Origin of the sequence: Rhodococcus zopfii NBRC 100606 = JCM 9919 (genome assembly GCF_001895025.1) — a bacterium.
GTDB classification, from domain to species: Bacteria; Actinomycetota; Actinomycetes; order Mycobacteriales; family Mycobacteriaceae; genus Rhodococcus; species Rhodococcus zopfii.
The window spans coordinates 46,847-69,476 of the sequence record NZ_BCXI01000043.1 but is presented as its reverse complement, the minus strand read 5'-3'; the positions used below and the strand labels follow the sequence as shown (position 1 = coordinate 69,476).

The following is a 22,630-nucleotide window of genomic DNA, read 5'->3' as shown; positions in this document are numbered from 1 at the left end:
TCCCATCACCGTCGGAGGGGAGGCCAGTTCGGCGCTGCACGGCCCCGACCGCGACCTCCACATCCCACTTCCCGCTCGAAAGCGAATGCCATGACGATCATCTCCAACACCAGGATGAACGGGTCCGGTGCCGGCGCCGCGGCCTATCTCACCGAACGCGAACATCAGCGCCGGGCTGCGGCCCGCCGCATCGTCGACCGGTCCGACGTGCGGGTCGGCAATGAGCAGGTGCTCGGGGAACCCGGCGGAATCGCCCGCGCCGACGATCCCGCGCGGATCGCCGAGCGCCTCGATCGGGTCAGCCGTTACTACCTCGGCGGTGATCCCACGGAGGCGCCGGTAGGCGCCGACCCCGCGTCGTTGATCGAATCGGCACTCGATCGCGCCCCCTCGATTCTGGGATCCGGCGCCGAGGACGCGGAGTCCATGCTCGAAAAGATCATCAACACCGCCGATTTCGTAGGTGTGCGCTACCTCGACGAAGGTGTGGCCGCCGCCCGCGCGATCGGCCGGGTTCACATTCTCGGTGCGGACGGCTCGCGGCTCGGATTCGGCACCGGTTTCCTGGTGTCCCCGCACCTGCTGCTCACCAATCATCATGTGCTGCCCGACGCGGCGACCGCGGCGGCGAGCGTCGTCGAATTCGATTACCAGGACGGCATCGACGGCCGCCCCCTGCGCCCCCGCTCGGTGTCGCTGGATCCGGGCCGGTTCTTCGTCGCCGATCGGGAACGGGATTTCGCGCTCGTCGCGGTCGACGCGTCACCGGATGTCCTCGCGCCGTACGGTTTCAACCGACTGACCGATGCCCAGGGCACGGTTGTCATCGGTGAATGCGTGACAATCGTGCAGCATCCGCGCGGCGAGAAGAAGCAGATCGCGTTGCGGGAGAACAAGATCGTCGACATTCCCGAGATGTTCGTGCACTACTCCGCGGATACCGAGCCCGGCTCGTCCGGCTCCCCGGTGTTCAACGATCAGTGGGAGGTCGTCGCACTGCACCACGCGAGTGTGCGGGCGCCGCAGCAGACCCAATACGGTGGGTTTCTCAACGAGGGCGTGCGGATCAGCCGGATCCTGAAATTCCTCCACGACCGTGTTCTGCCGCCCGAACAACGCGCGCTGGTCGAGGAATTGACCACCGCCGAACGCCCGGAACTGCTGACCGGCCTGCCGGTCCCGGCGCCGCGCGCGGACACGGCGGACACGTCGGACGGCGCTGTGACAGTGCGGATTCCCCGCGGTCGGGCGGTGGAGGTCACCGTGCGGGTCGGCGAGGTCGGCGCGGGGGAGGAGATTCCGCCGCCCAGCACCGAGGCGATCTCCATCGACCCCGATTACGGCCGGCGTGGCGGATTCGACCCCGAGTTCCTCGGTTCGGGGTTTCCCCTCCCGACCGTGACCGGTGACGCCGTGCAGGTGGCGTCCGGTGAACTTCGCTATCACCACTTCAGCGTCGTCATGCACCGGCGACGCCGGTTGGCGCTGTTCACCGCGGTGAACAGCGACGGCGGGCTCGCGCAGAAACCCTGCCGGGACAGCGATCGGTGGATCCTCGATCCGCGACTCCCCGACGACGAGCAGACGGGGGAGGCGGTGTACCGCGACAATCCGCTCGACCGCGGTCATCTCGTGCGACGTCTCGATCCGGCGTGGGGTCCGCTCGCGAAGGCGGCGAACGACGACACCTTCCACTTCACCAACAGCACGCCACAGCACCACGATTTCAACGCCGGAAGCACCCTGTGGCTCGGGCTCGAGGACTACGTGCTCGGTAACGCCGACAATCGGGACCTGAAGGTGTCCGTGGTGACCGGCCCGATCCTCGCGGCCGACGATCCGCTGTACCGGGGTGTCGCCCTGCCGCGCCAGTTCTGGAAGGTGGTGGCGATGACGAAGTCCGACGGCACGCTGTCCGCTACCGGCTATCTGCTCAGCCAGGCCGCGCTGCTCGACGAGTTCCTCGCGGGTCCGGAGGAGTTCTCGTTCGGTGCCTACCGCACCTACCAGGTGCCGGTGCGGCGGATCGCGGCGATGACCGGTCTGGGGCTGGACGCTTACGTCGCCGCGGACCCGCTCGACCGCATCGAGGCGAGTGGTGTCGCTCGCGAGCTGCTGCGTCCGCAGGATCTGATCCTGTGATTCTGCCCTCCGGATTCTGCGACGGACCGAGGCGAGCGGCGGTCCGTCGCACCGACCGGATGACGGGCGGCAGTTGGCTCGGTTCCGGTCATCGGGGACAATGATCGTCATGTGGTGGTGGATCGCCATAGGCGGCGCGGCGTGGGTCATGGTGTCGGCGGGTGCCGCCCTGATTCTCGGACGGATTCTTCGCCGCGCCGACACCGAGGAACAGATCGTCGAGATCCAACGCAGCCAGCGAGACGACTCGCACACGGAACTGAGCTGACACGCGCGAGAAAGTTTGTACTCGCGAGTAACGATCTTGGTCGCTACTGTGCATGGCGGTCGCCCTCCACCCCCCTGCGGGGGCGACCGCGCAGGCTGGTCACCCCCCCATCACCGGTCTGCGGAGACCCCGCTGGCTCACCACCACGGCCGGCGGGGTCTCACCACACTTTCACCGTTAGCCTCGGTCCATGGGCACGACAGGACCTCGGATCACCATCACCTACTGCACGCAATGCCAATGGCTGCTGCGGGCCGGATGGATGGCACAGGAATTGCTGAACACCTTCGGGTGCGATCTCGGCGAAGTTGCGCTGATTCCCGGCACGGGCGGCGTCTTCCAGGTGACCGCGGGGGAACATCTCGTGTGGGATCGCGAGCGGGACGGGGGCTTTCCCGACATTGTCACGCTGAAACAGCGAGTGCGTGATGTCGTCGATCCGGACCGCGATCTCGGGCACGGGGACCGGTCGACGCGCGCGTAGGGCGCGTCGACCGGTCGCTCTCGGGAGCCGGTGCGCCCACGCGAGACCGGGCGAGATACCCCAACTCTTCCCGCACGGTCACGCCGCGACAACGTTAGTGTGGGTACGCACTATCCATCAGGTGACCGCCAGGGAGACCGCGATTCGCGGTGCGGCCGCCGATCAGCAAGGGAAAGCAAGGGGAGGACGTACCCATGACCATGTCCGTGAAGAAGGCTGCCGTCATCGTGCTGGGGGCCGCAACGCTCACAGTTCTCGCCCCGGCCACAGCTGTCGCAGCAGGTTCGCCCGATGTCTCGGTGTCGGCGCAGCCCGGTTCGGTTCGGGTCGATTTCGATTTCCGTGGCGTCGATGTCGCGCTCGGCGTCACGTGCATCACCTATGTCGTGGCCCAGCAGGGCACCGTCGATTCGGCGGAGCCCTCGGCCCGCCTCGACGCGCAGCCGGCAGGCTCGAGCTTCTCGATTTCGAACACCCGCACCTCGTCCGCGACGTACGTCGATGAGAGCGGCCCGGTTTCGGCGAGTCCGCGCGCCATTACGCCGGGGACGTACGACGTTCTCTGGGGCTGCCAGGACGCCGACGGTCAGCAGTGGGAGAACATCTACGGCCCCTCGGGCCGACCGTTCGCCTCGCCGATCACCGTGACGGTGCCGGGGGAAACCGGTGCGGGCGTGGCCCCTGCAGCCCCTGCGGCCCCTGGGAAACCGCCGGTGCCGGCCGCCCCGGAGGATCTCGTGACGCAGGGCCTGCAGACGCTTGCGACGCTTGTCGGGACGACTGTACTGCAGCATCCTGTCCCGTAGGACCGTATGCGGCAGACGATGTTCCGGTCGTGGGCGCCCGCGGCCGGCGGATCTCGGCCGTGTCCGCCAGGACATCCCGATGCCCTGGCGGACACGGAATTCCAGCACCCCCTGTGATGCAGGCGAGTGGGGGCATGGAAGCTGTGTGCCCCTGCCGGGACGATCCGGCCCGTCCGAGTCCGACCGGACCCGGGAATCGTCAGAAGCTCAGCCGGGGCCGTTCGGTGGGTACGGGCAGCCCGGTCGTCTCCCATATGAGGGTCGAGTCGTAATGGTGGTCGTGTCCGGCCAGATCGATGTTCCGTTCGGACAGACCGAGTTCAGGAGCGCGTGCGACGGCTTCCTCGAATGTCAGGCTGGCCTCCGGAAGGGGGAATGCGCCCTCGGCGGCGAGTTCGGTTGCGATCTCCCGGACCGTCCGGGGCCCGGGGTACGCGGCATGCAACAGCGTGCCGCCGGGCCGCAGCGGCGGTGCCTGTCCGGCGAGCGCGGCGAGCAGACGACCGAGATCGCCGACGCCGATGAGCGAAAGCACCGAGCGGCCCTCGTCCACCCATGCGCCCAGCCGGGCGAGGATGTATGCCAGCCCGGGGGCGAACCAGCGGTCGCCCGGTCCGTACACGAAGCCGACCCGCACCACGGTGCCGCCGTACTCGCGCACGAGCTCCTCTGCGGCGAGGCGGCTGATGCTGAGCACGGACACCGGGTTCGGGTCCAGGCTTCCCTCGACGACCCCGCGATGTGGTCCCGAACCGTAGACGCCGACCGTGCTGACGTAAATCAACGGCACCCGGCGGTCGCGGGCCGCGGCTACCAGGTTCTCGGTGCCGACCCGGTTCACCGCGTCGGCCTGTTCGGGGTCGCCGCCCGTGTACGAGACTGCGTGAACGACCACATCGGCCTCGTCCAGCACCCCGGCCAGGCTTGCCGGATCGGAGAGATCCGCCCCGACGACACGCGGAGCCGACGAGGGAACGGCCTCGGGTCGCCGCGCGACTGCGGTACAGTCGGCTCCCGCACTGGTCAGCGCCTCGAGTACAGCGCTACCGATGAAACCGGTGGCGCCGAAGAGTACGATTCGCGGCGCGGGCAGTGCGGATCCGTGGGGGACGGGTCCGGCTATGGTGTTCGGTGAGCGGTCGAAAGCGGGGCCATCAACGAATTCCGTCACAATTCATCTCACTTGTCGGTTAGGGGCAGAGCGAACGTGGTCAGGCAGGCGCGAGCGGAAGCGACCAGGCAGCAAATCCTGATCGGTGCAGCAAAGGCATTCGAGCAGAAGGGCTTCGAGGGCTCCACGCTGGGCACGATCGTCGAGATCGCAGGTACCACCAAGGGTGCGCTCTACTTCCACTTCAAGTCGAAAGAGGAATTGGCGCAGGCCATCATCGGTGAGCAGCACGTCATCTCCATCGCCTCCGTCGATGCGATCGCCGCCACCGGAGGTTCCGCCCTCGAGCAGATGGTGATGCTCAGCTACGAATTCGGCCATCAGATGGTGCACGATCCCATCGTGCGGGCGGGCATCCGGCTGACCCTGGAACTGAGTGCAGTTGCAGGGCCGGCCGAGCCGCATCTCGGTTGGATCTCGGCATACGAGAGACTTTCCGAACGCGCCTCCGCCGAGGGCGATCTCCTCGACACCATCGAGCCCAAGACTCTCGCACGATTCGGAATCGGCGCGTTCACCGGGGTGCAGCTGGTCTCGAACGTCCTGACCGGACGGGAGGACCTCCAACAGCGCCTGGACGAGATGTGGCTTCTGCTGCTGCCCGGCATCATGCCGTCCGACCGGCACCTGAAGATTCCGGCGATCCGGCGCGCCCGGTGGTCCGCCGCCGCATCGTGACCTCACGCGCGTCTTCACTGCCGGATTCGGGCCGGTAGCAGGCGGACTCGGCCGCTGGCGATGTGCTGGCCCCACTGCTCTACCGAAATGCGAACTGCACAAGGGGAATCCGGTTCTGCCTCGACGGAGACCGTGGCATTTGCGTCGTTCTCGGCGAAGCGATGGTAGGTGACCTCGATGGTCTCGATGTCGCCGCACGGCTGGGCGAGAGCAGCGCGTGCGCCCTGTCGGAATGCTTCGAGAACCAGCATGCCGGGAACGTGGTCGCTGGGGTGGTCGAACAGGATCGGGTGCGTGTCGTCGACCCGGAGTGTCCACCGGTTCGGGGCGTGCTCCCCTCCCAGGACCACATCCTCGGGACGCGACTGCCCGACGTGTTCGGCGGCGATCGGCGCGGGGCACACCGGCGTACCGATCAGGCGGGGTCCCGAACCGCCCCAGCGAAGTTGGGCGTACGCGGCGGGGGTGAACACACTCGCTGTGCCGACGCCGCGGCCGATCTCGATGCCGTCGATGCTGCAGACGTAGGTGACCGAGAACCGGGCCAGAGTGTTTCCGCGGTAGATCTGGTCACCGACGTGCGCGTCGATCGTCACCTCGGCCGGCCGGTCGCCGATCGTCGGCGTGTGGGCTGTCGTGTCGACACGAAGGGTGTGCATCACGAATGGGTGGCCCAGGGGCACACGGTATCTCGTGTGTGCCAGGTAGATCGTCGCTTGGCGAAGGGTCTCGACAAGCAGCATCGTGTCGTAGCGGCCCGTGTGCGAACGGTAGTAGCTGTGCAGCCGCGGCCACTGTGCGCCCAGGGTGAAGTTATCGGGTGTGTTCGAGGCCACGCAGTCGGTGAGAAAGACCTCGGCGACCGCACGGCGGTGCACGAAACGGCGTGACACTGTCGATTCGAATCCCAAGACGGGACGTGCCTCGTCTGCGTGCAAACCCCCGGCCATCGTGCGGACTCCCTTGCTGTTGTGTGAACGTATCTTCGAACAGTGCTGGCGGCGACTATAGAACAGCCTGTCGAACAGCGGCGGTCGAGACCTGGGCCGTGGGACGTAGCACATAGCCCGGATCGCCCGGGAGGTACGACACCAAGATGTCACACATTAGTAAAAAACCGTTTGACCGGTTTGTGCTACAGTGAAGCCCGTCGGGGAACGGGTGGCGGGACCGGCTCGTATCGGATCGGTTCGACGGTTCGGACGAATCGGTCTCGCGACCCCACGACTGTGCCGACCGGGATTGCGAGGGGTAGCCCCGGTTGACGCGGGCCGGGGTAACCATCGGTCCCCGACGGCAAACGAAAGGCAATGCAAGGGAGGTCGTATGAGGTCGGGTCGTGTGAAATCCGCGCTGATCGGCGCGATTGCCGTCGCGATCGTCTTCATAGCGACCGCCCCGGCTCACGCCGTTACGGAATCGCCGTCGGCGGACTCTCAGGGGTCGAGTGTCATCGGGCTTCGGGAGCTGTTCGACTGGGCGTTCGCGTTCGTGTTGAGCGCGTTCGGCGTCGTGTGATCGCGGCTGTCGCGGAAAACGGGAACGCCCCGCCGGCAAAAGGGGAGGAGCCAGGCGGGGCTGTGCAGTAACTCCTGTTTGTCAGGGAGGACATATCGGAGACGCACCCGTCACCTTGCGGCGACATCCGAGAGCTTAGCGGACGATGACCGGCTGTGCCCGTCCGCGTGACGAAACAGTTGCGTGAATCATGACAGCTGGTGCACCCGTCCGCGGTCGAACCGCAGCGTCGCCGGATACCGGGTCCGGATGCCCGCCACCGATTCCACGGTGACGTGCATCCGGACCCGTTCTCCGGCAGGACGATTCAGTCAACCGTCTCCTCGAGTTCGAGGCGCTCGAGGAGCCATCGGCGCAGTCCCGGCCCGTAGTCGGGGCTGTCCAGGGCGGAATCGACCGCAGCGCGCAGATAGCCGCCCGGATTTCCCAGGTCGTGGCGGGTTCCGCGGTGAACGACCACGTGGACCGGATGCCCTTCGTCGATGAGCAGGGCGATGGCGTCGGTGAGCTGGAATTCACCTCCGGCACCGGGTTCGATGCGGCGCAGGGCGTCGAAGACGGCGCGGTCGAGCAGATACCGGCCGGCGGCGGCCAGTGTCGACGGCGCGTCCGCGAGCGTCGGCTTCTCCACCATCCCGAGGACCTTCAGCACGTCGGGTTCAGCGACCCCCTGTACCTCCTCGACATGGAAGATCCCGTAGGAACCGACCAGGCTCTTCGGAACGTCGATCGCGCACAGCACGCTACCCCCGCGCTCGGCTCGCACTCGCGCCATCAGATCCAGAATCCCGCACGGCTGCACCAGATCATCGGGCAGGAGAACAGCAATGGCATCCTCGTCGTCGGCGAGTGCCTGCTCCGCGCACCCGACGGCATGTCCGAGCCCGAGCGGGCGTTCCTGGACGACCGACTCGACATCGAGCAGGTTGGGCGCACGCCGGACCTTTTCGAGCAGATGTGACTTCCCGCTCTCCTCGAGCCTGCTTTCGAGAACAAGATCCTCGACGAAGTGCGACACCACCCCGTCCTTGCCCGGAGCCGTGACGATCACCAGCTTGCTGGCGCCCGATTCCGCGGCCTCCGAGGCGACGAGCTCGATCCCCGGAGTATCGACCACGGGCAGAAGCTCTTTCGGCACGGTCTTGGTGGCGGGCAGGAATCGTGTGCCCATTCCGGCCGCTGGAACGACCGCAGTCCTGAATGCGTTGTGAACCTGGGTGTCGATACTCCCCATGGCATTACCTCATCTCTGAACTCGGATGGATGAGCGAAGGTCGCTCGATGATCGGCATCCCGCCACCGAGCAACATGCGCACGTCCTCGTGCGGTGAATTGGGAACTCCCGGCAGAAGCGACGACCGGACCAGCGATCGTGGGGAGGCGTGGAGTCGAATCGCAGTATAGGGAACTCGTTGCATCGGCGCGACTTCCCCGCGTCTACGGCGGCGGGTGCGGCTGCACACACTGCGCCGGCATTCCGGCGGGTCGGTGCGGACCAGGTAGTCGATTCAATTGAGCTGTTGCTGAACAGTAGTGGGCGGCGCACGTGATCGCGGACAGATGCGTCGGGCCCCTGGAATCGAGTCGTTCGGAAGCGCAGTGTGGCCGGACGCTCGTCGCCGGCCGCGGTGTGCGGGCGCGACTGCCGCCGGTTCGGCTGCGGGTGTTCAGGTGGGCGATAGAGGGGCGTATTCGACCGGGCGGTTGTGATATGCGCCACATATTGCAGGGCGCGAAAGTGAGAATTACCGGTTGGCAATCGGGTTCCACATTGTCCCGAGAATGGCTGACCAGCACCGACCGTCCGGCATCGGGAGAGAGTGGCGAATAGGCGCTTCCGGTGCAAGAAAACGTGATCCGGGCTTCGTCTCCCGGAAAAAGATGCAATCGACGGCCTGATGCCCGAGACTCACTAATTACGTAAGGCAACTGGTATCGGCCGTCGATTCCTGCGCACTTCCTGGGGAGGACAAGTTGCGCGGGGCTCGGCGATCGCACGAGTTGCGTGGGCGCATGCCCAACCGGCGACGGCTTACCGGCTAGGGGAGGACATACATCGATGGCAGCGGTAGAACAACCGCCAGACGGTCGAACCGGATTGGCACTCAAAATGGTCCGGCCGAACACCCGGGTCGTGGATCGGCCACCTGTTCACGCCTCGGGCGTGAGTACGCGCCGGGCGTGGCAACGGATCTACGTGCGAAGGCTGATCGTGACCGACAGCCTTGTCGTGATGCTGGCCGTCACGCTCGCTCATGTCGTCCGCTTCGGGCAAGGTGACCTGCTCGTGAATGCGGTGGTCGCGGAATGGAACTACGTCGTCATCTCGATCTGTCTCGCAGCGATGTGGATCGCATTCCTCGCTGCGTTCCGGACGCGATCGCGCCGGGTGATCGGCTCCGGATATGACGAGTACCAGAGGATCGTCTCGGCAACGTTCCGGATGTTCGGCCTCGTCGCCATCATCGCGCTCGTCTTTCGCCTCGAGATCGCGCGTGGCTACCTGGCGATCGCATTCCCCGCCGGCCTCCTCGGGCTCCTGCTCGGTCGGTGGGTGTGGCGAAAAGTCGTTGCGGCCGAGCGTCGCCGGGGCCAGTTCCAGACGTCGGTCCTCGTCGTCGGCGGGGCTCGCTCGGTGCGACTGATGGTCGAGACCTTCGAACGCAACTCGACCGATGGATACCGCGTCGCCGGCGTCTGTGTGCCCCGATACGCGGGGATCCAGGGCGACCACCTGGAGGTCGGCGGAAAGCGAATTCCCGTGTACGGGGACGAGTATTCGATCGTGGATGCCCTCGGTGTATCCGGCGCCGACACGGTCGCGGTGGCGGCCACCGAGACCCTCGGTCCCGACGGTATCCGTGATCTGCTGTGGGAGATGGACCCTCACGACGCCGATCTCGTGGTCGCGACCGGAGTCGTCGACGTGTCGGCGCCTCGACTGGACATGCGTCCGGTGGCCGGTCTTCCCCTCATCCACGTCGAGAAGCCCAGTTACCACGGTGCCAAGCGCAGCGGTAAACGCGTTTTCGATCTGGCATTCGCGCTGGCGGCGCTGCTTCTGCTGGCTCCGGTCTTCGCTCTCGTCGCGGTGGCGGTCAAGCTCGACAGCAGAGGGCCGGTCTTCTACCGCTCGGAGCGGATCGGACTCGATGGTAAACCGTTCGGCATGATCAAGTTCCGGTCGATGGTGACCGGTGCCGACCGGCAGGTCGCCGCGTTGATGACGAGCAACGAGGGTGCGGGCCTGCTCTTCAAGATGCGTGAGGACCCCCGGGTTACCAAGGTCGGAAAAGTACTGCGACGCTTCAGTATCGACGAGCTTCCGCAGTTCCTCAACGTGGTTCGCGGAGAGATGAGCGTGGTGGGGCCGCGTCCACCGCTGCGCCGGGAAGTCGAGAACTACGACGGACGAGTCCAGCGGAGGCTTCTCGTGCGTCCGGGCGTCACGGGCCTCTGGCAGGTCAGCGGGCGCTCCGATCTGTCGTGGGACGAGTCCGTCCGCCTGGATCTGTCGTATGTCGAGAATTGGTCGATGGTGACCGACGTCCTGATCATCGCGCGGACCGTCAAGGCGGTCCTCGCCAGTGACGGCGCGTACTGACCGCAGCCGCATTCAGCCGAGATCGAAGTAGAAAAGGTCGGTTTGTGCCATGACTTGTCGTATCGCCGTGTTCGGAACCGGATATCTGGGTGCCACCCATGCAGCGTGTATGGCCGAACTGGGACACGAGGTGCTCGGCGTCGACGTTGACGCCGGTAAGCTCGCGAAACTCGAATCCGGTGAGGTGCCGTTCTACGAACCCGGTCTCACCGAAGTCCTCGAGCGCAACCTCGAAGCCGGGCGTCTCCGGTTCACCTCGTCGTACGCCGACGCCGCCGAGTTCGCCGACGTGCACTTCATCGGAGTCGGAACACCCCAGAAGAAGGGCGAATTCGCTGCCGATTTGACCTACGTCGATTCGGTGATCGATCAGCTGGCGCCCCTGCTGACCGAGCCGGCCGTCATATTCGGGAAGTCCACAGTCCCGGTCGGCACTGCGGAAAGGCTGCGTGCGAGGGCGCGGCAGCTCGCCCCTGCGGGAGACGACGTCGACCTCGCGTGGAACCCGGAGTTCCTGCGGGAAGGCTACGCGGTGCGCGATACGTTGCACCCGGACCGCGTGGTTCTCGGTGTCGACCGAGCGCTTCCGGGGCGAGCCGTCGAGGTTGCCCGGGAGGTGTACTCCCAGCTCCTCGATGAGGAGATCCCGTTCATCGTGACCGATCTGGCGACGGCGGAACTGGTCAAGACGTCGGCGAACGCCTTCCTGGCCACCAAGATCTCGTTCATCAATGCCATGGCCGAGGTCTGCGAGGCTTCCGGTGCCGATGTCACCGTCCTGGCCGATGCGATTGGGCACGATGCGCGGATCGGACGTCGATTCCTCAATGCGGGAATCGGTTTCGGCGGGGGATGTCTCCCGAAGGATATCCGCGCGTTCATGGCCCGCGCCGGTGAACTCGGCGCCGACCAGGCGCTCACCTTCCTGCGCGAGGTCGACAACATCAACATGCGACGGCGCAGTCGGATGGTCGAGCTTGCGCGGGACGCGGCCGGCGGGTCGCTGCTCGGTGCACGGGTCTCGGTACTCGGAGCGGCGTTCAAACCCGACTCCGACGACGTGCGGGATTCACCCGCCCTGAACGTCGCCGGGCAGATCCAGCTGCAGGGTGCTGCGGTCACGGTCTACGACCCGCAGGCGATGGACAACTCGCGGCGTCTGTTTCCGACGCTGAACTACGCGACGAGCACGCTGGAGGCCTGCGCGGGCGCAGACGTCGTGCTGGTTCTCACGGAGTGGAAGGAGTTCCGTGAGCTGAATCCCGACGTGCTCGGGACAGTGGTCCGCGGGAAGGTTGTTCTGGACGGGCGCAATTGTCTCGACGTCGACAGATGGCGCACCGCCGGCTGGCAGTACCGCGGCCTGGGGCGTGCGGCCTCGGAAGCAGTGGTCGGCTGAGCATCACCGTGATTCGCAGGAAGGAACCCCCGTGCGTATGAGCCGACGGCAGGCCATCTCCGGCACTGCACTGACCGCGGCTGTCGCCGCGATCGCGACGGTCCCGACATGCGCTCGCAAGGCAGAGGACGATGCCGAGGGGATGGTGCCGCCGGCCCGGATCAACCCGGAACCCGTGGCTCCGGACGACATCGTCGCGCTCGGTATCGCCGGAGACGGGGAGACCGACGACACCGATGCGATCAATGCGGCACTCGTCGAACGGGATTCGCTCCTGCTTCCGTCGGGGCGGTTCCGGGTGGCGGGGACGATCGTCGTACCCCCGGGCCGTCAGCTGGCCGGACGATCGTCGTTTGCCTACACCGGCGTGCCGCAGGAGGGAACGCGACTGATCGCAACCGGCGACGGGCGGGCCGATCCTGTGGTGAGACTCGGAGAAGGCGCCTGCCTGACGTCCCTGGCCGTGCGGGGCACCGGCCACGATCCGGCGCACGACGGTGTCGTCCTGGACGGCCGCAACCTGCTTCGTGAGGTGAACATCTTGCACTGCCGCACCGGGATCGACTGCGGCTATTCGGGGGTCAACCGGATCGAGTGCTGCAACATCCACGACAATTCCGGATACGGGATCGCCAGGTGTGTCGACTCGATCGTCTCGCTCAACTACCTCAACGTGAACGGTGCCGGCGGGATCCACCTGCCTGCAGGAGCAAACGACAACATCATCACCCAGAACAAAGTCGAGTGGAATCACGGATATGGCATCAATGCGGAGGACGCCAAACACAATGTGATGTCTGGCAACAATATCGATCGAAACGGTCGATCCGGTGTCCGGCTCTCGGGCTGTGAGCGCACCGTCGTGACCGCGAACGTTCTGCGTCGAAACGGGGCACGCTCGGAAGGGGTCGCGGATGACGACACCCATATCCTGTCGACCGGCGGCGCCGGGACGCTGGTTCTGGGAAATCTGACGCACTCGGGTCCGGACGACGACGGCGACGGTTACGACTCTCCGAGCGCCTGCATCGTCGCGGATCCGGACTCCACCGGGATCGTCGTGGGCAACGACCTCACCGGCCACACCGGTTCCGGTGGAGCCGGAACACACGCGGCCGGTTCCGGTGTGCAGCTTGCGGCGAACCTCGGGAAGTCGACTCGGGCAGGGTTCGTGGGCGACGGCGGTACCACGTCGCGCAAGGTGACTCTCGGTGCGGGAGAGGAAGCTTCGGAGACGTTCTCGTTCCTGCCTCTGGACCCGTTCGACATCGGCCGCGTGCATTCGATTTCCCTGCTCGCACGAAATCCCCCGGACGGGACGCGCGGGGCAGCGACGGCTGTCGTACTTGTCGCACGGGAGAACGGTGATGCGGTCGTCACCACGGAGGGGGTCTCGAACACGGTGGGGACCTGCTTCGGGGCCGGGCCCGGCCTGGTCGGCGTCGGGTTCCGGGTCGACGCCCGTGGGGGCGAGCTCACCGTGGTGCTCACCAACTCCCGATCGGACGAGGTGCAAGTGCACGTCGGTGTCGGCTCGTGACGGCCGGCGGACGGAATCGGAGCCGGAAATGACAGCGACCGACGAAAGGCCTCCGCGATGACCACGACGATCCGGCGTCGGGACGACCTCGAGAAGGGTGAGGCCCACCGCTCTCGGGTGCGCACGCGTTCGCTCGCGTCGCTCCACCGGGCACGAGTCGGGGACGTCGGCAGCGCTGCTGTGGCGGTGAATCCCGTGCACCTGCTGTTCGTGACGTTGGCTGCCTTCGCGGTGTACGCGATCCCGCTGTCCTTCGTCGGCCAGTTCCGGCCGACCGCACTGATGGTGCTCTCCGTTGCAGCTGTCGTGGTGGCCACCGTCCTGACCATGGCGATCGGGGCGGAACTGTTCGTCGTCTTCTGGCTCGCACTCGCCTTCTTCCAGAACTTCGCGGTCGGCACGTTCGTGCCTGGACACGTCGACCTCGTGCCGGTCTACATCAGCGAGAGCAAGACGGTAGCGATCGTCATCGCCCTCGCCCTGATGTTCCCGACAGCTATGACGAACCTGAAGCGGTATCGGCCCCCGGTGATCTGGTACGGCCTGTTCGCGCTGGTGGTCGTCGGGCACGTGTCCTCCCTCGGCGGCGCCACCCTGCCCTATCTCAGGAACTTCCTCATTCCGCTCGCAACGGTGTTGCTGATCGTCGCGATCACCGCGCAGTGGAGCGAGGAACGCAGGTCCGACCTTCTCCGCGTAGTAGTCCGGTACAGCACCGCTGTTCTGACAATCGGAACATTTGCCGAAGCTCTCGTGGGTTCGTCCGCGTGGCGGTCCATGGTCAACGTGGACAAGAACGGGGCCTTGAACTCGCTGTCGTCCGTGACGTCCTTCCTCGGCATGCAGATCGATCGGACCGGCGGGTTCATCGTGGAACCGACGAACGCCGGGTACATCGCCGCCGCGGTCATCATCATCGCCACCCTGGTGTCGATCCAGGGGCCGAGGTCTGTGCGTGCAGGCATGTATGTGTGTATCGCGCTGTGCGGGTGGGTGCTGATCTCGAGTGGTGCCAAGAGCGGGTTGCTGATGCTGCTGGTCGCGTCGATCAGCGGCGTGACGTACGCGCGGTCCAAGCGCGTGTGGGGTGGGCTCCTCGGCGGCTGGTCGATCTCCCTGCTCGTCGTCCTGGTCTACGTCGCCGTGGCGACGGGTCCCGGAAAGGTGGTGTCGGTCTTCGCCGACCCCCTCGGGATCGTCGGAGGCGACAGCACCACCTACCACCTCGCGGGACTGGTCGCCGGGATGAAGCACGCGGTCACCGAGTTCGTCGGGGCGGGAATCGGCAACGGCGGGAACTTCGCACGGATCGCGGGCGCACCGATCTCCAGGTGGATTCTCACGGGCGGTGAGAGCAGCTGGGGTGTCCTCGCCTATCAGGCCGGAATCCTCGGCATCGTGCTCTTTGCCGCGACTGTGGCGAGCCTGTGCAAGCACCTGGGGAGGCGCTCGGCGGTACTGCTGTCGGCGTGGACGAGCGCGGCGATGTTCGCCGAAGCGCTCTTCGGCCCCCAGGCGGCGGGGCTGATCGTCGTCGCGGCGGCGCTGTTCATGACGGTGGACACAGACAACGCCGACGAGTCGGCCTCCGGGAACGGCACCTGTTACACGACCGAAAAGGGGGACGAACAATGATCGATTCACCGCAAGTTCGTATCGATCCGCTCGGGATCACGCTGCATCCGATGAACGCCGCCGAGGTTGTGAATCTGATCGAATCGGCGAACGGGGCGAGCGAGCCACTGTGGATCGCCAACTACAACCTGCATGCGCTGTACCTGTATCTCACCGAACCGAGGTTCCGTGAGGCATACCGGAAGGCCGGCATCTTCCTGGTGGACGGTTGGCCGATCCTGCAGCTGGCACGGATCGCCTCCGGCCGCAGGCTCGACGGAGATCGGCGCGTCGGAAGTTCCGATTGGCTGGACGTCCTGCTGCGGTCGGGTGAACGTCGCACCGTCGTCTCGATCGGTGCGTCACCAGAGTCCGCACGGCTCGCCGCCGAACGGGTCGGGGAGGACTGGCCGGACGTGGTCTGGATGGGGTTCGACGGATTCCGGCTCGAGCCACAGAGCGCGATGGCCGCCGGACTGACCTGGCGGGAAGCGGTCCGCAAGGCCGACGTCGTGCTCGTCGGCCGCGGAATGCCCACCCAGGAGTATTGGATCGCCGAGAACATCGGGGGCGACGAATTCGCAGGAAAGGTCGTTGCGAACGTCGGCGGGTGCATCGACTACCTGTCCGGAGCGCAGGATCTCGCGCCCCGATGGACGGGTCGATTCGGTGTGGAGTGGCTCTACCGGCTCATGCGATCACCGCGGCGCCTCGCATTTCGCTATCTCGTCGAGCCGGCGCTGCTGATGGTCGTCGCCGCGAAGTGGATCGCGACGGGCGAGGGGCGTCGCGTGGCGGGAGCAGAGGAGAAGAGGTCGTGAACATGCCTGTCTCGGTGGTGATACCGACGATCGGACGGGAGTCGGTCGTGCGTGCCGTCGAGAGCGCCCTTGCCCAGACCGTGCCCGTCTCCGTCACGGTGGTCGTCGACGACCCTGCCGCACTCGACATCGTCACCGACTCCGTTGCCGCGCGGAACGTGACGGTGATCGGAACGCCTGGACGCATCGGCGGATCGGCCGCACGCAATCTCGGCGCCGACGTCTCCGGCGGCGAGTACATCGCCTATCTGGATGACGACGACTGGTGGGAACCCGACAAGATCGAGAAGCAGCTGGCTGCGGCGCGGGACCGGACGGCCGGAAAGCGAGTGCTCGTCGCAAGCGGAATGTACTTCCACCGAGCGGATTCCGTCACGGAGATTCCGTCACATCCGTACGACGGTCGAGGTGATGTCGCGTCGTATCTGGTGGCCCGTCCCCGTCTTCGGTTCGGAACCCACGCGCTCCAGACGAGTGGACTGCTGATCGGCCGCGAACTGCACGAGTGTGTCCGATGGGACGAGTCCCTGCCGAAGCATCAGGATTGGGACTACATCGTGCGCGCGCTGCAGAAACCTGGATCCGAATTCGTCTGGGTACCCGAAGCACTCGTACACGTTCAGCAGGACAGCAACGGGTCGATCTCGAAGAAGGCCGATCACCGCGCGTCCCTGCGCTGGCTCGACGTGCACGGTGCGGCCATGTCGGGCCGGGCACGAGCAGACTTCGCCTGCACACACGTGCTCCGCGCTGCGCTGGCCGAACGATCCCTCCGCGGTGTGGGCCGGAGTTTGTCCGTGATCGCCCGATCCGGTGCACCGCACGGCGCGGCAGTGATCGTGGGACTGTCCGGTGTGTGCTGAGCGGTGTACGGCGAGATGAACACCATCAATCCGGAGACCGCGCAACCGGTCACGAAAATGCGCAGGCTTCGCGATCGACTGCGGGACGGTGCTGCCTCCAACGGCATCTGGGCATCCCTCCAGCAGGTGTGCAACCTGTTGTTCGTCGGGCTGCTGAGCGTGATCCTCGCTCGGACGCTGTCCATCGAGGACTTCGGTGTCTACAGCTACGCGATGTCGCTGGCCGGTCTGGGCATCGCGATCGGGCTCGCAGGCCTGTACGGGCTAGCCATCAAGAGGTACAGCGAGAGCCGCGATCCCGGAGCCGTGACCTGCTCGATCATCATCGTGCGCGAGATCACGGTAGCGTTCTATTTCGTTGTGCTGCTCGGCTTCATGGGCAGCACCGCGACGAGTGCCGAACAATTTCTCCTGGTTGCCCTGGCGGGTGTGGCGGTGTTCGGTCGTGTCCTCGACGCCCCCGAGCTCTGGTACCAGGCCGAGTTGAACGCGCGGAAGCCGGCCATCGCGAAGATCGCCGTGGCCGCCGCGTTCTTCGTGATGAAGTGTGCGGCACTCCGGCTCGGATCGGGTGTCACCGAGATCGTGTTGCTCTACGTGGCCGAACTTTTCACCGCCAGCATCGCCGTCCTGCTCTGCTATCGCAGGGATGTGACGACCGGGCGGGCATTCGCCGTGCCCGCTGCCCGCGACGTGGTGGAACTGTGGAAGCGGTCCTTTCCGCTGTTGATCTCCGGTGTCGCCCAGCAGGTGAACCTGAGGGCGTCCCTGATCGTCGTCCAGATCCTTGTGGGAGCGACCGGAGTCGCGATGTTCGCGGTGTCCCAGCGCGTGATGGACGTCTGCCTGGCGCTCCCCATGGCCTACATGACCGCGACCTTCCCGGCGTTGCTCGAAGCACGCCGCAGGGATCGGGAACGCGGTGGAACCTCCGAATACCGGCACAGGCTGCAGCGGTCGTTCGACAGTGCGCTGTGGGCGGGCATCGCGATCGCCGTGGCCCTGTTCATGCTGTCGGACATCGTCGTGGTGACGGCATTCGGCGCCGAGTACGCGGATGCGGCCGAGCTGCTGAGGATCCAGTCGATCGCCGTCCCGTTCATGTTCATGTCGTCGGTGCTGAGCAAATGGATCATCGCCGAGGGAAATCTGTGGATCTCGGTGGGCCGGCACTGGCTCGGAGCGGTGGCCACCGTCGCGCTGTGTCTCCTGCTCGTTCCCGCGTGGGGTGCCGTCGGGGCCGCCTGGGCGAGCACGGCGTCCTACGTGATGTCGGTCTACCTGTTCACGTTCCTGTCCCGATCCACCTGGCCGGTGGCGGTCCAGATGTCCCGTGCCTGGCTGGCGCCGGTCCGCCACGTCCTCACCCGTGCCGGATCTCAGAGAGTGGAGCCCTGAAATGTTCGATCGATCGGTGACCGCATTCCGCTCGCTCCGGCGCACCGTGGCCCAGCGCTTCTTCCTCGCCGTGGCCCTCGCCGACTTCTTCGGAAGACGTGCCTTCCTGCGCGAAATCGTCGCGGTATACGCCGGGATGCGCAAGCACCACAACGCTCGTCGCTCCGGATGCGAGATCTTCTACGTGCGCCGCCACGTTCACATGCTGGAGAAGGGTATCTCGATGATTCCCCGGAGGGACACCTTCGCCGCGGGATACATCGAAGATCTCGTCGCCGCCGTGGAGGCCTGTACCGCGGCCGGTCTGCTCGACGCGGTGACCTGCGCGTGGGTTGCGGACACACTCGACGCGTATTTCACTGCGACGGAGGCGACTTCGTCGCCCGAGATCCGTCGCGCGCGGGAAACGTACAAGCAACTCGATATCGGTCCGCGGTCGAGGGACTTCCTCGGTCCGGTTCGGGTGCTGGACGCCGAGCGGATCAGGGGTGCGCGCCTGCCCAGCTACGACGAATTGCTCTCGCTCGCCCACGCCCGCCAGTCGGTACGGTGGTTCAGCCCGGAAACCGTGGACCGGGATCTCGTCGACCGGGCCATCGCACTGGGCATGCAGGCGCCCTCCGCGTGCAACCGTCTGCCCTACCGATTCGTGGTCGTGGACCACCGGGACACGATTCGCAGCATCGCGGACATTCCCGGCGGCACCGCCGGTTACGCGCAGAACCTCGTGGGCCTCGTGGTCGTGGTCGGCGACCTGTCGGCATACGCGCACACCCGGGACCGGCACCTGATCTACGTAGACTCCTCGCTGGCCGCCATGGGCTTCCTCATGGCGATGCAGGCGCAAGGACTCTCCACATGCTGTATCAACTGGCCGGATTCGGCAGCAGCGGACTCGCGCATCGCGCAGATCCTCGGGCTGAAGCGATATGAGCGGACCGTAATGCTGATCGCCTACGGGCGTGCGCTTCCGGATGCCCTGGCACCCGGCTCGGGGAAGCGGGACCTGGATTCGATCAGACAATTCGTGGGCAGCACCGAAGGAGATCCGCGATGAGTACACGACGCAAGAACATCCTGATCACCGGTGGCAACTTCACCAATCAGGGTGCGTACCTGATGCTCTGCGCCGCCGCCGAACAGATTCGGTCGAGGTGGGACGCACAACCCGTCATCGCGATGCAGACCGGCTCCGAACGCGCCAAACGATGGGTGGGACTCGATTCGCTGCTGGAGTTTCCCAAATTGCGGATCAGCGTCTGGGGCGGAAACCCCGATCGCCTGCGCGGTTTGCGGCACCGGATGCCCTTCGTCGTAGGGGCGGAGATCGATGCGGTGTTCGACGTGTCCGGATTCGTCTTCAGCGACGAATGGGCCCACCTCGACCTGCGGCGACGTGCCGACGACCTGATCCGGTGGTCCGGCCGGGGTGTTCCGGTTGTGCTGCTTCCACAGGCGTTCGGACCGTTCCAGCATGTGACCGAGCCGGTCTCGGACCTGCTCGATGCCTGTGAACTCGTCTATGCCCGGGACCCGGATTCCGCGAACTTCCTGAAAGGCATTGCCCGGTCCGCAACCGCATTCGAGAAAATCGCGGTAGCAACGGACTTCACGACGGTGCTGAGATCGGAGGAACCGCGCGGATCGGCCCACCTGCGTGGGATGGTGCCGATCGTCGCGAACTGGAACATCGCAAAACGTGCTGCAGGGCACGGTGGTTCGGAGGACGCGTACGTGCGGAATCTGGAGGAGGTCGTGCGAGTCGTACGATCACACGGCCACGAGGTGTACGGGCTGTGTCACGAAGGTGGTGGCGACGCCGAGTTGCTCCGCGCACTCGCCGGCAGGTGCGGCGGCCTGCAAGTGGTCGAGGGACTCGATGGACGTCAGTCGAAGTGGCTTCTGGGGCAGGCGCCGTTCGTCGTGTCCGGCCGCTTCCATGCGCTCGTGAGTGCGCTGAGCCAGGGCGTGCCGGGTTTGGTACACGGATGGAGCCACAAGTATCGTTGGCTCTCCGAGGAATACGGCGTTTCGAATCTCGTGCTGGACCCTTACGAGGATCCCGGAACCGTCGAGGCGACGGTGGGCGCGCGGCTCCGGGAAATCGAGGCCGTGAGGAAGTCCGTGATCGAACTCGCCACCGTGAAGAAGGCGGAGACCGAGCAGATGTGGTCAGACATCGAAAAGCGCATCGAACTCTGAGTGCGGCGGAGGGCAGCTCCTGTCCGCGCTCTGCGACCGGCCGTTGCGTACCGGCCGGAGCGCCGAGCGTGTCCGGCCTCCTGTCGGAGGTCGGGCACGCTCGGTCTGCTGGAATGCTCTACGCGCAGTCCGGTACGGAAACGGTCACCGTCGGATCGTCGATGAGCGGCTGCACCGGGACCCGTGCCCCGCCCCCGACGACCGGTTCGGTGAGCTCGTACACGACTTCGACCGTCGCACCCTGCGGAACCGGCAGTTGAACGCCGAAAACGGGATGCCCCAGCTCCTTTCCGGTGAGTGCGAACGCCGGTCGGCCGCCGACGGTGACCCTTTCCAGTCGCGCACCCTGCGTCGCGAGCAGCGACACATCGGTGAGGTTCGTGCCGACCGGTGCTCCCATCGGGTTGTCGAACATCCCTGCCACGTAAGCGGTGTGCTCGCCCGACGGGAGGGTGTTCGAGAGCCGGATGGTGACCGTGGACGTGCGGGTTTGCCCGACGCAGGAACCGGCGGTGTAGTCGATTCCGCGTTCGAGGAAGTAGTCGAGCTTGTTGCCGCCGAGATTGTTCACTACGACACCGGCGTACGGCGCCGGGTCTTCCGGAACGGAGTGTCCGAGCGCGGTGGTCGCGAGTACTTCCTGCTCGTCGCCATGCGAACTCCATACCGCGAGTCTGCCTTCGCTCGCTGCGCGGCCGAGCGCCTCGAGCAGGGCCCGCGGACGGTCGATGTCTCCGGTGAGCTTCACGACGACCTTCCGGGCGATCGTCTCCAGGTACTCCTTGCGGGCCTTCTGGTCGTCGCCGAACCGGGCGTAGGCCGTCGATCCGGTGAGCTCAACGACGTTTTCGGCGGTGATCTTCTCGCCGTCGGGCATGGTCACCGCGCCCACGACGTCGAGGACGTAGCTCAATGCGACCGGATCGGTCGCGATGACCCCGTCGACGGATTCGCCCGATTCCTGTTTCCAGATGGACTGCCAGATCCGAGCTGCGTAGGGGAAATGCGAGCTCACGTTGCTGTTTCGGAAGTCCTGCGTCGGCCGGCTCGGCCCGTAGAGGCGAGTGAAATCCGGACCGAGGTCGATCGGTGCGTAGTCCAGGCGCAGTTCGCGGTTGCTGGCGACGTCGTCGACGCGTACGGCGCCGTCTTCTGCCCGGAGGATTGCGAATCCGCCCATCAGTCCGCCGGTCCCGCGTGCCTCGGCATTGGTCTGAAATCCCATGAAGTAGCTGCGCGGACCGTCACCGCCGAGCATCGCAGGCGCGATCCGCGCCGCGAGGGCGGTGTTCTCCAAGAGGCCGCTCAGCTCCGAAGTCTGCTCTCGCAGCTGGATACGGGCACGATCGATAGCTCCGACATAGGTGTGATCGACCATCTGCGCCTGCGCGTCGAGTTCGGTCATTGCGGCGGATGTCGACTCGAGCACCGGCGCGGCATCGCCGAGTGCGCCGAAATCGATTCGGGCTCCGTCGAGAAGCAACCGGGCGGGGGAGAGAGCGGCTCCCGCATCGACGACGGGCTGCAGCACGTCGGATGTGAGGCCCGCCACAATGTCCGTCATCTGGGCGGTCGACTCGAAGGGGGTTCCGACCCACGGCACGCTGCCGGCGATTCGCCACGGCACCGAATGTGCTGCGGTGTGCGCGCGCCGTGCATAGCGGTCCGCATCCGCCGCTGCCCGCGCCGCTGTTTCCGAGTCGCCGGACAGGAGTGCATCTTTCGATTGAGTGGCGAAATCGCGCGCCTTCTCGAGGCTCGATTTCGCCTGCATTCCCTCGTATCCCAGCCAGCCGGCCACGCCTGCGGCAACGAGAACTGCTGCCGCGCAGGAAAGCCGGGTCGCGTTCCGTCGCCGGCGGTCATGCGCGATCTCCGCGTCCGTGCGTCTGCGCCTGACCTTGCGTCGCCTTGGCTCGGGTGAATGTGACTCGTCGGTAATATCGCTCACGCGTGCACAACCCCTTTCAGGATTTCCGTTCGAGACCATAACCGAATTTCGAATTGGCCGTTCGTTCAAGTGGTGTCGAAGGCCAACCGTAAGTACACTTGCGAACTATCGGTCGTCGACGTTGTTGGGAGGCTTCGTCGCGATCTCGGTCGGGGAGGTCTCTTCGTGGTT

19 protein-coding genes are annotated in these 22,630 nt (G+C 66.0%); 15 read left to right on the top strand and 4 right to left on the bottom strand.

Annotation, left to right across the window (positions count from 1 at the left end):
• The first annotated feature begins 90 nt into the window (after positions 1–90).
• The 4 genes from RZ1_RS23955 to RZ1_RS23945 all read left to right on the top strand — a co-directional run bounded on the left by RZ1_RS23955 (position 91) and on the right by RZ1_RS23945 (position 3,700).
• Entirely contained in the window at positions 91–2,142 is a 2,052-nt protein-coding gene (locus tag RZ1_RS23955) for a DNA/RNA non-specific endonuclease (RefSeq protein WP_072815011.1), read from the top strand.
• A 109-nt stretch (positions 2,143–2,251) separates the two neighbouring features.
• The gene (locus RZ1_RS30680; protein WP_169918095.1) at positions 2,252–2,410 is read left to right on the top strand and encodes a hypothetical protein; all 159 of its coding nucleotides are present in this window, start codon (positions 2,252–2,254) and stop codon (positions 2,408–2,410) included.
• A 190-nt stretch (positions 2,411–2,600) separates the two neighbouring features.
• Entirely contained in the window at positions 2,601–2,894 is a 294-nt protein-coding gene (locus RZ1_RS23950; RefSeq protein ID WP_072815010.1) for an Rdx family protein, read from the top strand.
• Between the two features lie 194 nt (positions 2,895–3,088).
• The gene (locus RZ1_RS23945; RefSeq protein ID WP_072815009.1) at positions 3,089–3,700 is read left to right on the top strand and encodes a hypothetical protein; all 612 of its coding nucleotides are present in this window, start codon (positions 3,089–3,091) and stop codon (positions 3,698–3,700) included.
• A 199-nt stretch (positions 3,701–3,899) separates the two neighbouring features.
• On the opposite strand, the gene RZ1_RS23940 is transcribed toward RZ1_RS23945, so the two are convergent.
• Positions 3,900–4,871, bottom strand: coding sequence for an NAD-dependent epimerase/dehydratase family protein (locus tag RZ1_RS23940; protein ID WP_238071733.1), 972 nt, complete (start codon positions 4,869–4,871; stop codon positions 3,900–3,902).
• Between the two features lie 36 nt (positions 4,872–4,907).
• Between RZ1_RS23940 and RZ1_RS23935 the strand changes: the two genes are divergently transcribed.
• Positions 4,908–5,549 carry a ScbR family autoregulator-binding transcription factor gene (locus RZ1_RS23935; protein WP_072815008.1) on the top strand — a complete coding sequence of 214 codons (642 nt, stop codon included), beginning with the start codon at positions 4,908–4,910 and terminating at the stop codon, positions 5,547–5,549.
• Positions 5,550–5,563: 14 nt separating this feature from the next.
• Here RZ1_RS23935 and RZ1_RS23930 read toward each other — a convergent pair whose 3' ends face one another.
• Positions 5,564–6,499 carry a ScbA/BarX family gamma-butyrolactone biosynthesis protein gene (locus RZ1_RS23930; protein WP_072815007.1) on the bottom strand — a complete coding sequence of 312 codons (936 nt, stop codon included), beginning with the start codon at positions 6,497–6,499 and terminating at the stop codon, positions 5,564–5,566.
• A 376-nt stretch (positions 6,500–6,875) separates the two neighbouring features.
• On the opposite strand from RZ1_RS23930, the gene RZ1_RS23925 reads away from it, so the two are divergent.
• On the top strand, positions 6,876–7,067 hold the full coding sequence (locus tag RZ1_RS23925; RefSeq protein ID WP_072815006.1) for a hypothetical protein: 192 nt from the start codon (positions 6,876–6,878) through the stop codon (positions 7,065–7,067).
• A gap of 307 nt (positions 7,068–7,374) precedes the next feature.
• Here the strand turns inward: RZ1_RS23925 and RZ1_RS23920 are convergent, their stop codons facing one another.
• Positions 7,375–8,301: a UTP--glucose-1-phosphate uridylyltransferase gene (locus RZ1_RS23920; protein ID WP_072815005.1), complete on the bottom strand. Its 927-nt coding sequence runs from the start codon at positions 8,299–8,301 to the stop codon at positions 7,375–7,377.
• An 876-nt stretch (positions 8,302–9,177) separates the two neighbouring features.
• Between RZ1_RS23920 and RZ1_RS23915 the strand changes: the two genes are divergently transcribed.
• From RZ1_RS23915 to RZ1_RS23875, 9 genes are read left to right on the top strand one after another with little or no spacing between them, the layout of a single operon-like run.
• The gene (locus tag RZ1_RS23915; RefSeq protein ID WP_174565235.1) at positions 9,178–10,671 is read left to right on the top strand and encodes a sugar transferase; all 1,494 of its coding nucleotides are present in this window, start codon (positions 9,178–9,180) and stop codon (positions 10,669–10,671) included.
• 49 nt (positions 10,672–10,720) lie between these two features.
• Entirely contained in the window at positions 10,721–12,070 is a 1,350-nt protein-coding gene (locus RZ1_RS23910; protein WP_072815004.1) for a UDP-glucose dehydrogenase family protein, read from the top strand.
• Positions 12,071–12,107: 37 nt separating this feature from the next.
• A complete protein-coding gene (locus RZ1_RS23905; protein ID WP_072815003.1) occupies positions 12,108–13,610 on the top strand; it encodes a right-handed parallel beta-helix repeat-containing protein in 1,503 nt (500 codons plus the stop codon).
• Positions 13,611–13,667: 57 nt separating this feature from the next.
• Positions 13,668–15,245, top strand: a complete 1,578-nt coding sequence (locus RZ1_RS23900) for a hypothetical protein (RefSeq protein WP_072815002.1) — start codon at positions 13,668–13,670, stop codon at positions 15,243–15,245.
• Positions 15,242–16,045 (top strand): WecB/TagA/CpsF family glycosyltransferase, encoded by an 804-nt coding sequence (locus RZ1_RS23895; protein WP_072815001.1) that lies wholly within the window; start codon positions 15,242–15,244, stop codon positions 16,043–16,045. The genes RZ1_RS23900 and RZ1_RS23895 overlap by 4 nt, the downstream gene beginning before the upstream one ends.
• A 2-nt stretch (positions 16,046–16,047) precedes the next feature.
• Entirely contained in the window at positions 16,048–16,908 is an 861-nt protein-coding gene (locus tag RZ1_RS23890; protein ID WP_072815000.1) for a glycosyltransferase family 2 protein, read from the top strand.
• Between the two features lie 15 nt (positions 16,909–16,923).
• Positions 16,924–18,306 (top strand): oligosaccharide flippase family protein, encoded by a 1,383-nt coding sequence (locus RZ1_RS23885; protein WP_139281959.1) that lies wholly within the window; start codon positions 16,924–16,926, stop codon positions 18,304–18,306.
• A gap of 16 nt (positions 18,307–18,322) precedes the next feature.
• A complete protein-coding gene (locus RZ1_RS23880) occupies positions 18,323–19,363 on the top strand; it encodes a nitroreductase family protein (protein ID WP_218020485.1) in 1,041 nt (346 codons plus the stop codon).
• On the top strand, positions 19,360–20,508 hold the full coding sequence (locus RZ1_RS23875) for a polysaccharide pyruvyl transferase family protein (protein ID WP_072814997.1): 1,149 nt from the start codon (positions 19,360–19,362) through the stop codon (positions 20,506–20,508). The genes RZ1_RS23880 and RZ1_RS23875 overlap by 4 nt, the downstream gene beginning before the upstream one ends.
• Positions 20,509–20,626: 118 nt before the next feature.
• Here RZ1_RS23875 and RZ1_RS23870 read toward each other — a convergent pair whose 3' ends face one another.
• Entirely contained in the window at positions 20,627–22,498 is a 1,872-nt protein-coding gene (locus RZ1_RS23870) for a DUF4012 domain-containing protein (protein WP_083583883.1), read from the bottom strand.
• Positions 22,499–22,630 lie beyond the last annotated feature (132 nt).

Coding starts and splice junctions, on each gene's coding strand:
- RZ1_RS30680 (WP_169918095.1), top strand. CDS start 2,252: ATGTGGTGGTGGATCGCCATAGGCGGCGCGGCGTGGGTCATGGTGTCG.
- RZ1_RS23930 (WP_072815007.1), bottom strand. CDS start 6,499: ATGGCCGGGGGTTTGCACGCAGACGAGGCACGTCCCGTCTTGGGATTC.
- RZ1_RS23910 (WP_072815004.1), top strand. CDS start 10,721: ATGACTTGTCGTATCGCCGTGTTCGGAACCGGATATCTGGGTGCCACC.
- RZ1_RS23920 (WP_072815005.1), bottom strand. CDS start 8,301: ATGGGGAGTATCGACACCCAGGTTCACAACGCATTCAGGACTGCGGTC.
- RZ1_RS23915 (WP_174565235.1), top strand. CDS start 9,178: ATGGTCCGGCCGAACACCCGGGTCGTGGATCGGCCACCTGTTCACGCC.
- RZ1_RS23895 (WP_072815001.1), top strand. CDS start 15,242: ATGATCGATTCACCGCAAGTTCGTATCGATCCGCTCGGGATCACGCTG.
- RZ1_RS23875 (WP_072814997.1), top strand. CDS start 19,360: ATGAGTACACGACGCAAGAACATCCTGATCACCGGTGGCAACTTCACC.
- RZ1_RS23925 (WP_072815006.1), top strand. CDS start 6,876: ATGAGGTCGGGTCGTGTGAAATCCGCGCTGATCGGCGCGATTGCCGTC.
- RZ1_RS23955 (WP_072815011.1), top strand. CDS start 91: ATGACGATCATCTCCAACACCAGGATGAACGGGTCCGGTGCCGGCGCC.
- RZ1_RS23905 (WP_072815003.1), top strand. CDS start 12,108: ATGAGCCGACGGCAGGCCATCTCCGGCACTGCACTGACCGCGGCTGTC.
- RZ1_RS23885 (WP_139281959.1), top strand. CDS start 16,924: ATGAACACCATCAATCCGGAGACCGCGCAACCGGTCACGAAAATGCGC.
- RZ1_RS23890 (WP_072815000.1), top strand. CDS start 16,048: ATGCCTGTCTCGGTGGTGATACCGACGATCGGACGGGAGTCGGTCGTG.
- RZ1_RS23945 (WP_072815009.1), top strand. CDS start 3,089: ATGACCATGTCCGTGAAGAAGGCTGCCGTCATCGTGCTGGGGGCCGCA.
- RZ1_RS23900 (WP_072815002.1), top strand. CDS start 13,668: ATGACCACGACGATCCGGCGTCGGGACGACCTCGAGAAGGGTGAGGCC.
- RZ1_RS23950 (WP_072815010.1), top strand. CDS start 2,601: ATGGGCACGACAGGACCTCGGATCACCATCACCTACTGCACGCAATGC.
- RZ1_RS23870 (WP_083583883.1), bottom strand. CDS start 22,498: ATGGTCTCGAACGGAAATCCTGAAAGGGGTTGTGCACGCGTGAGCGAT.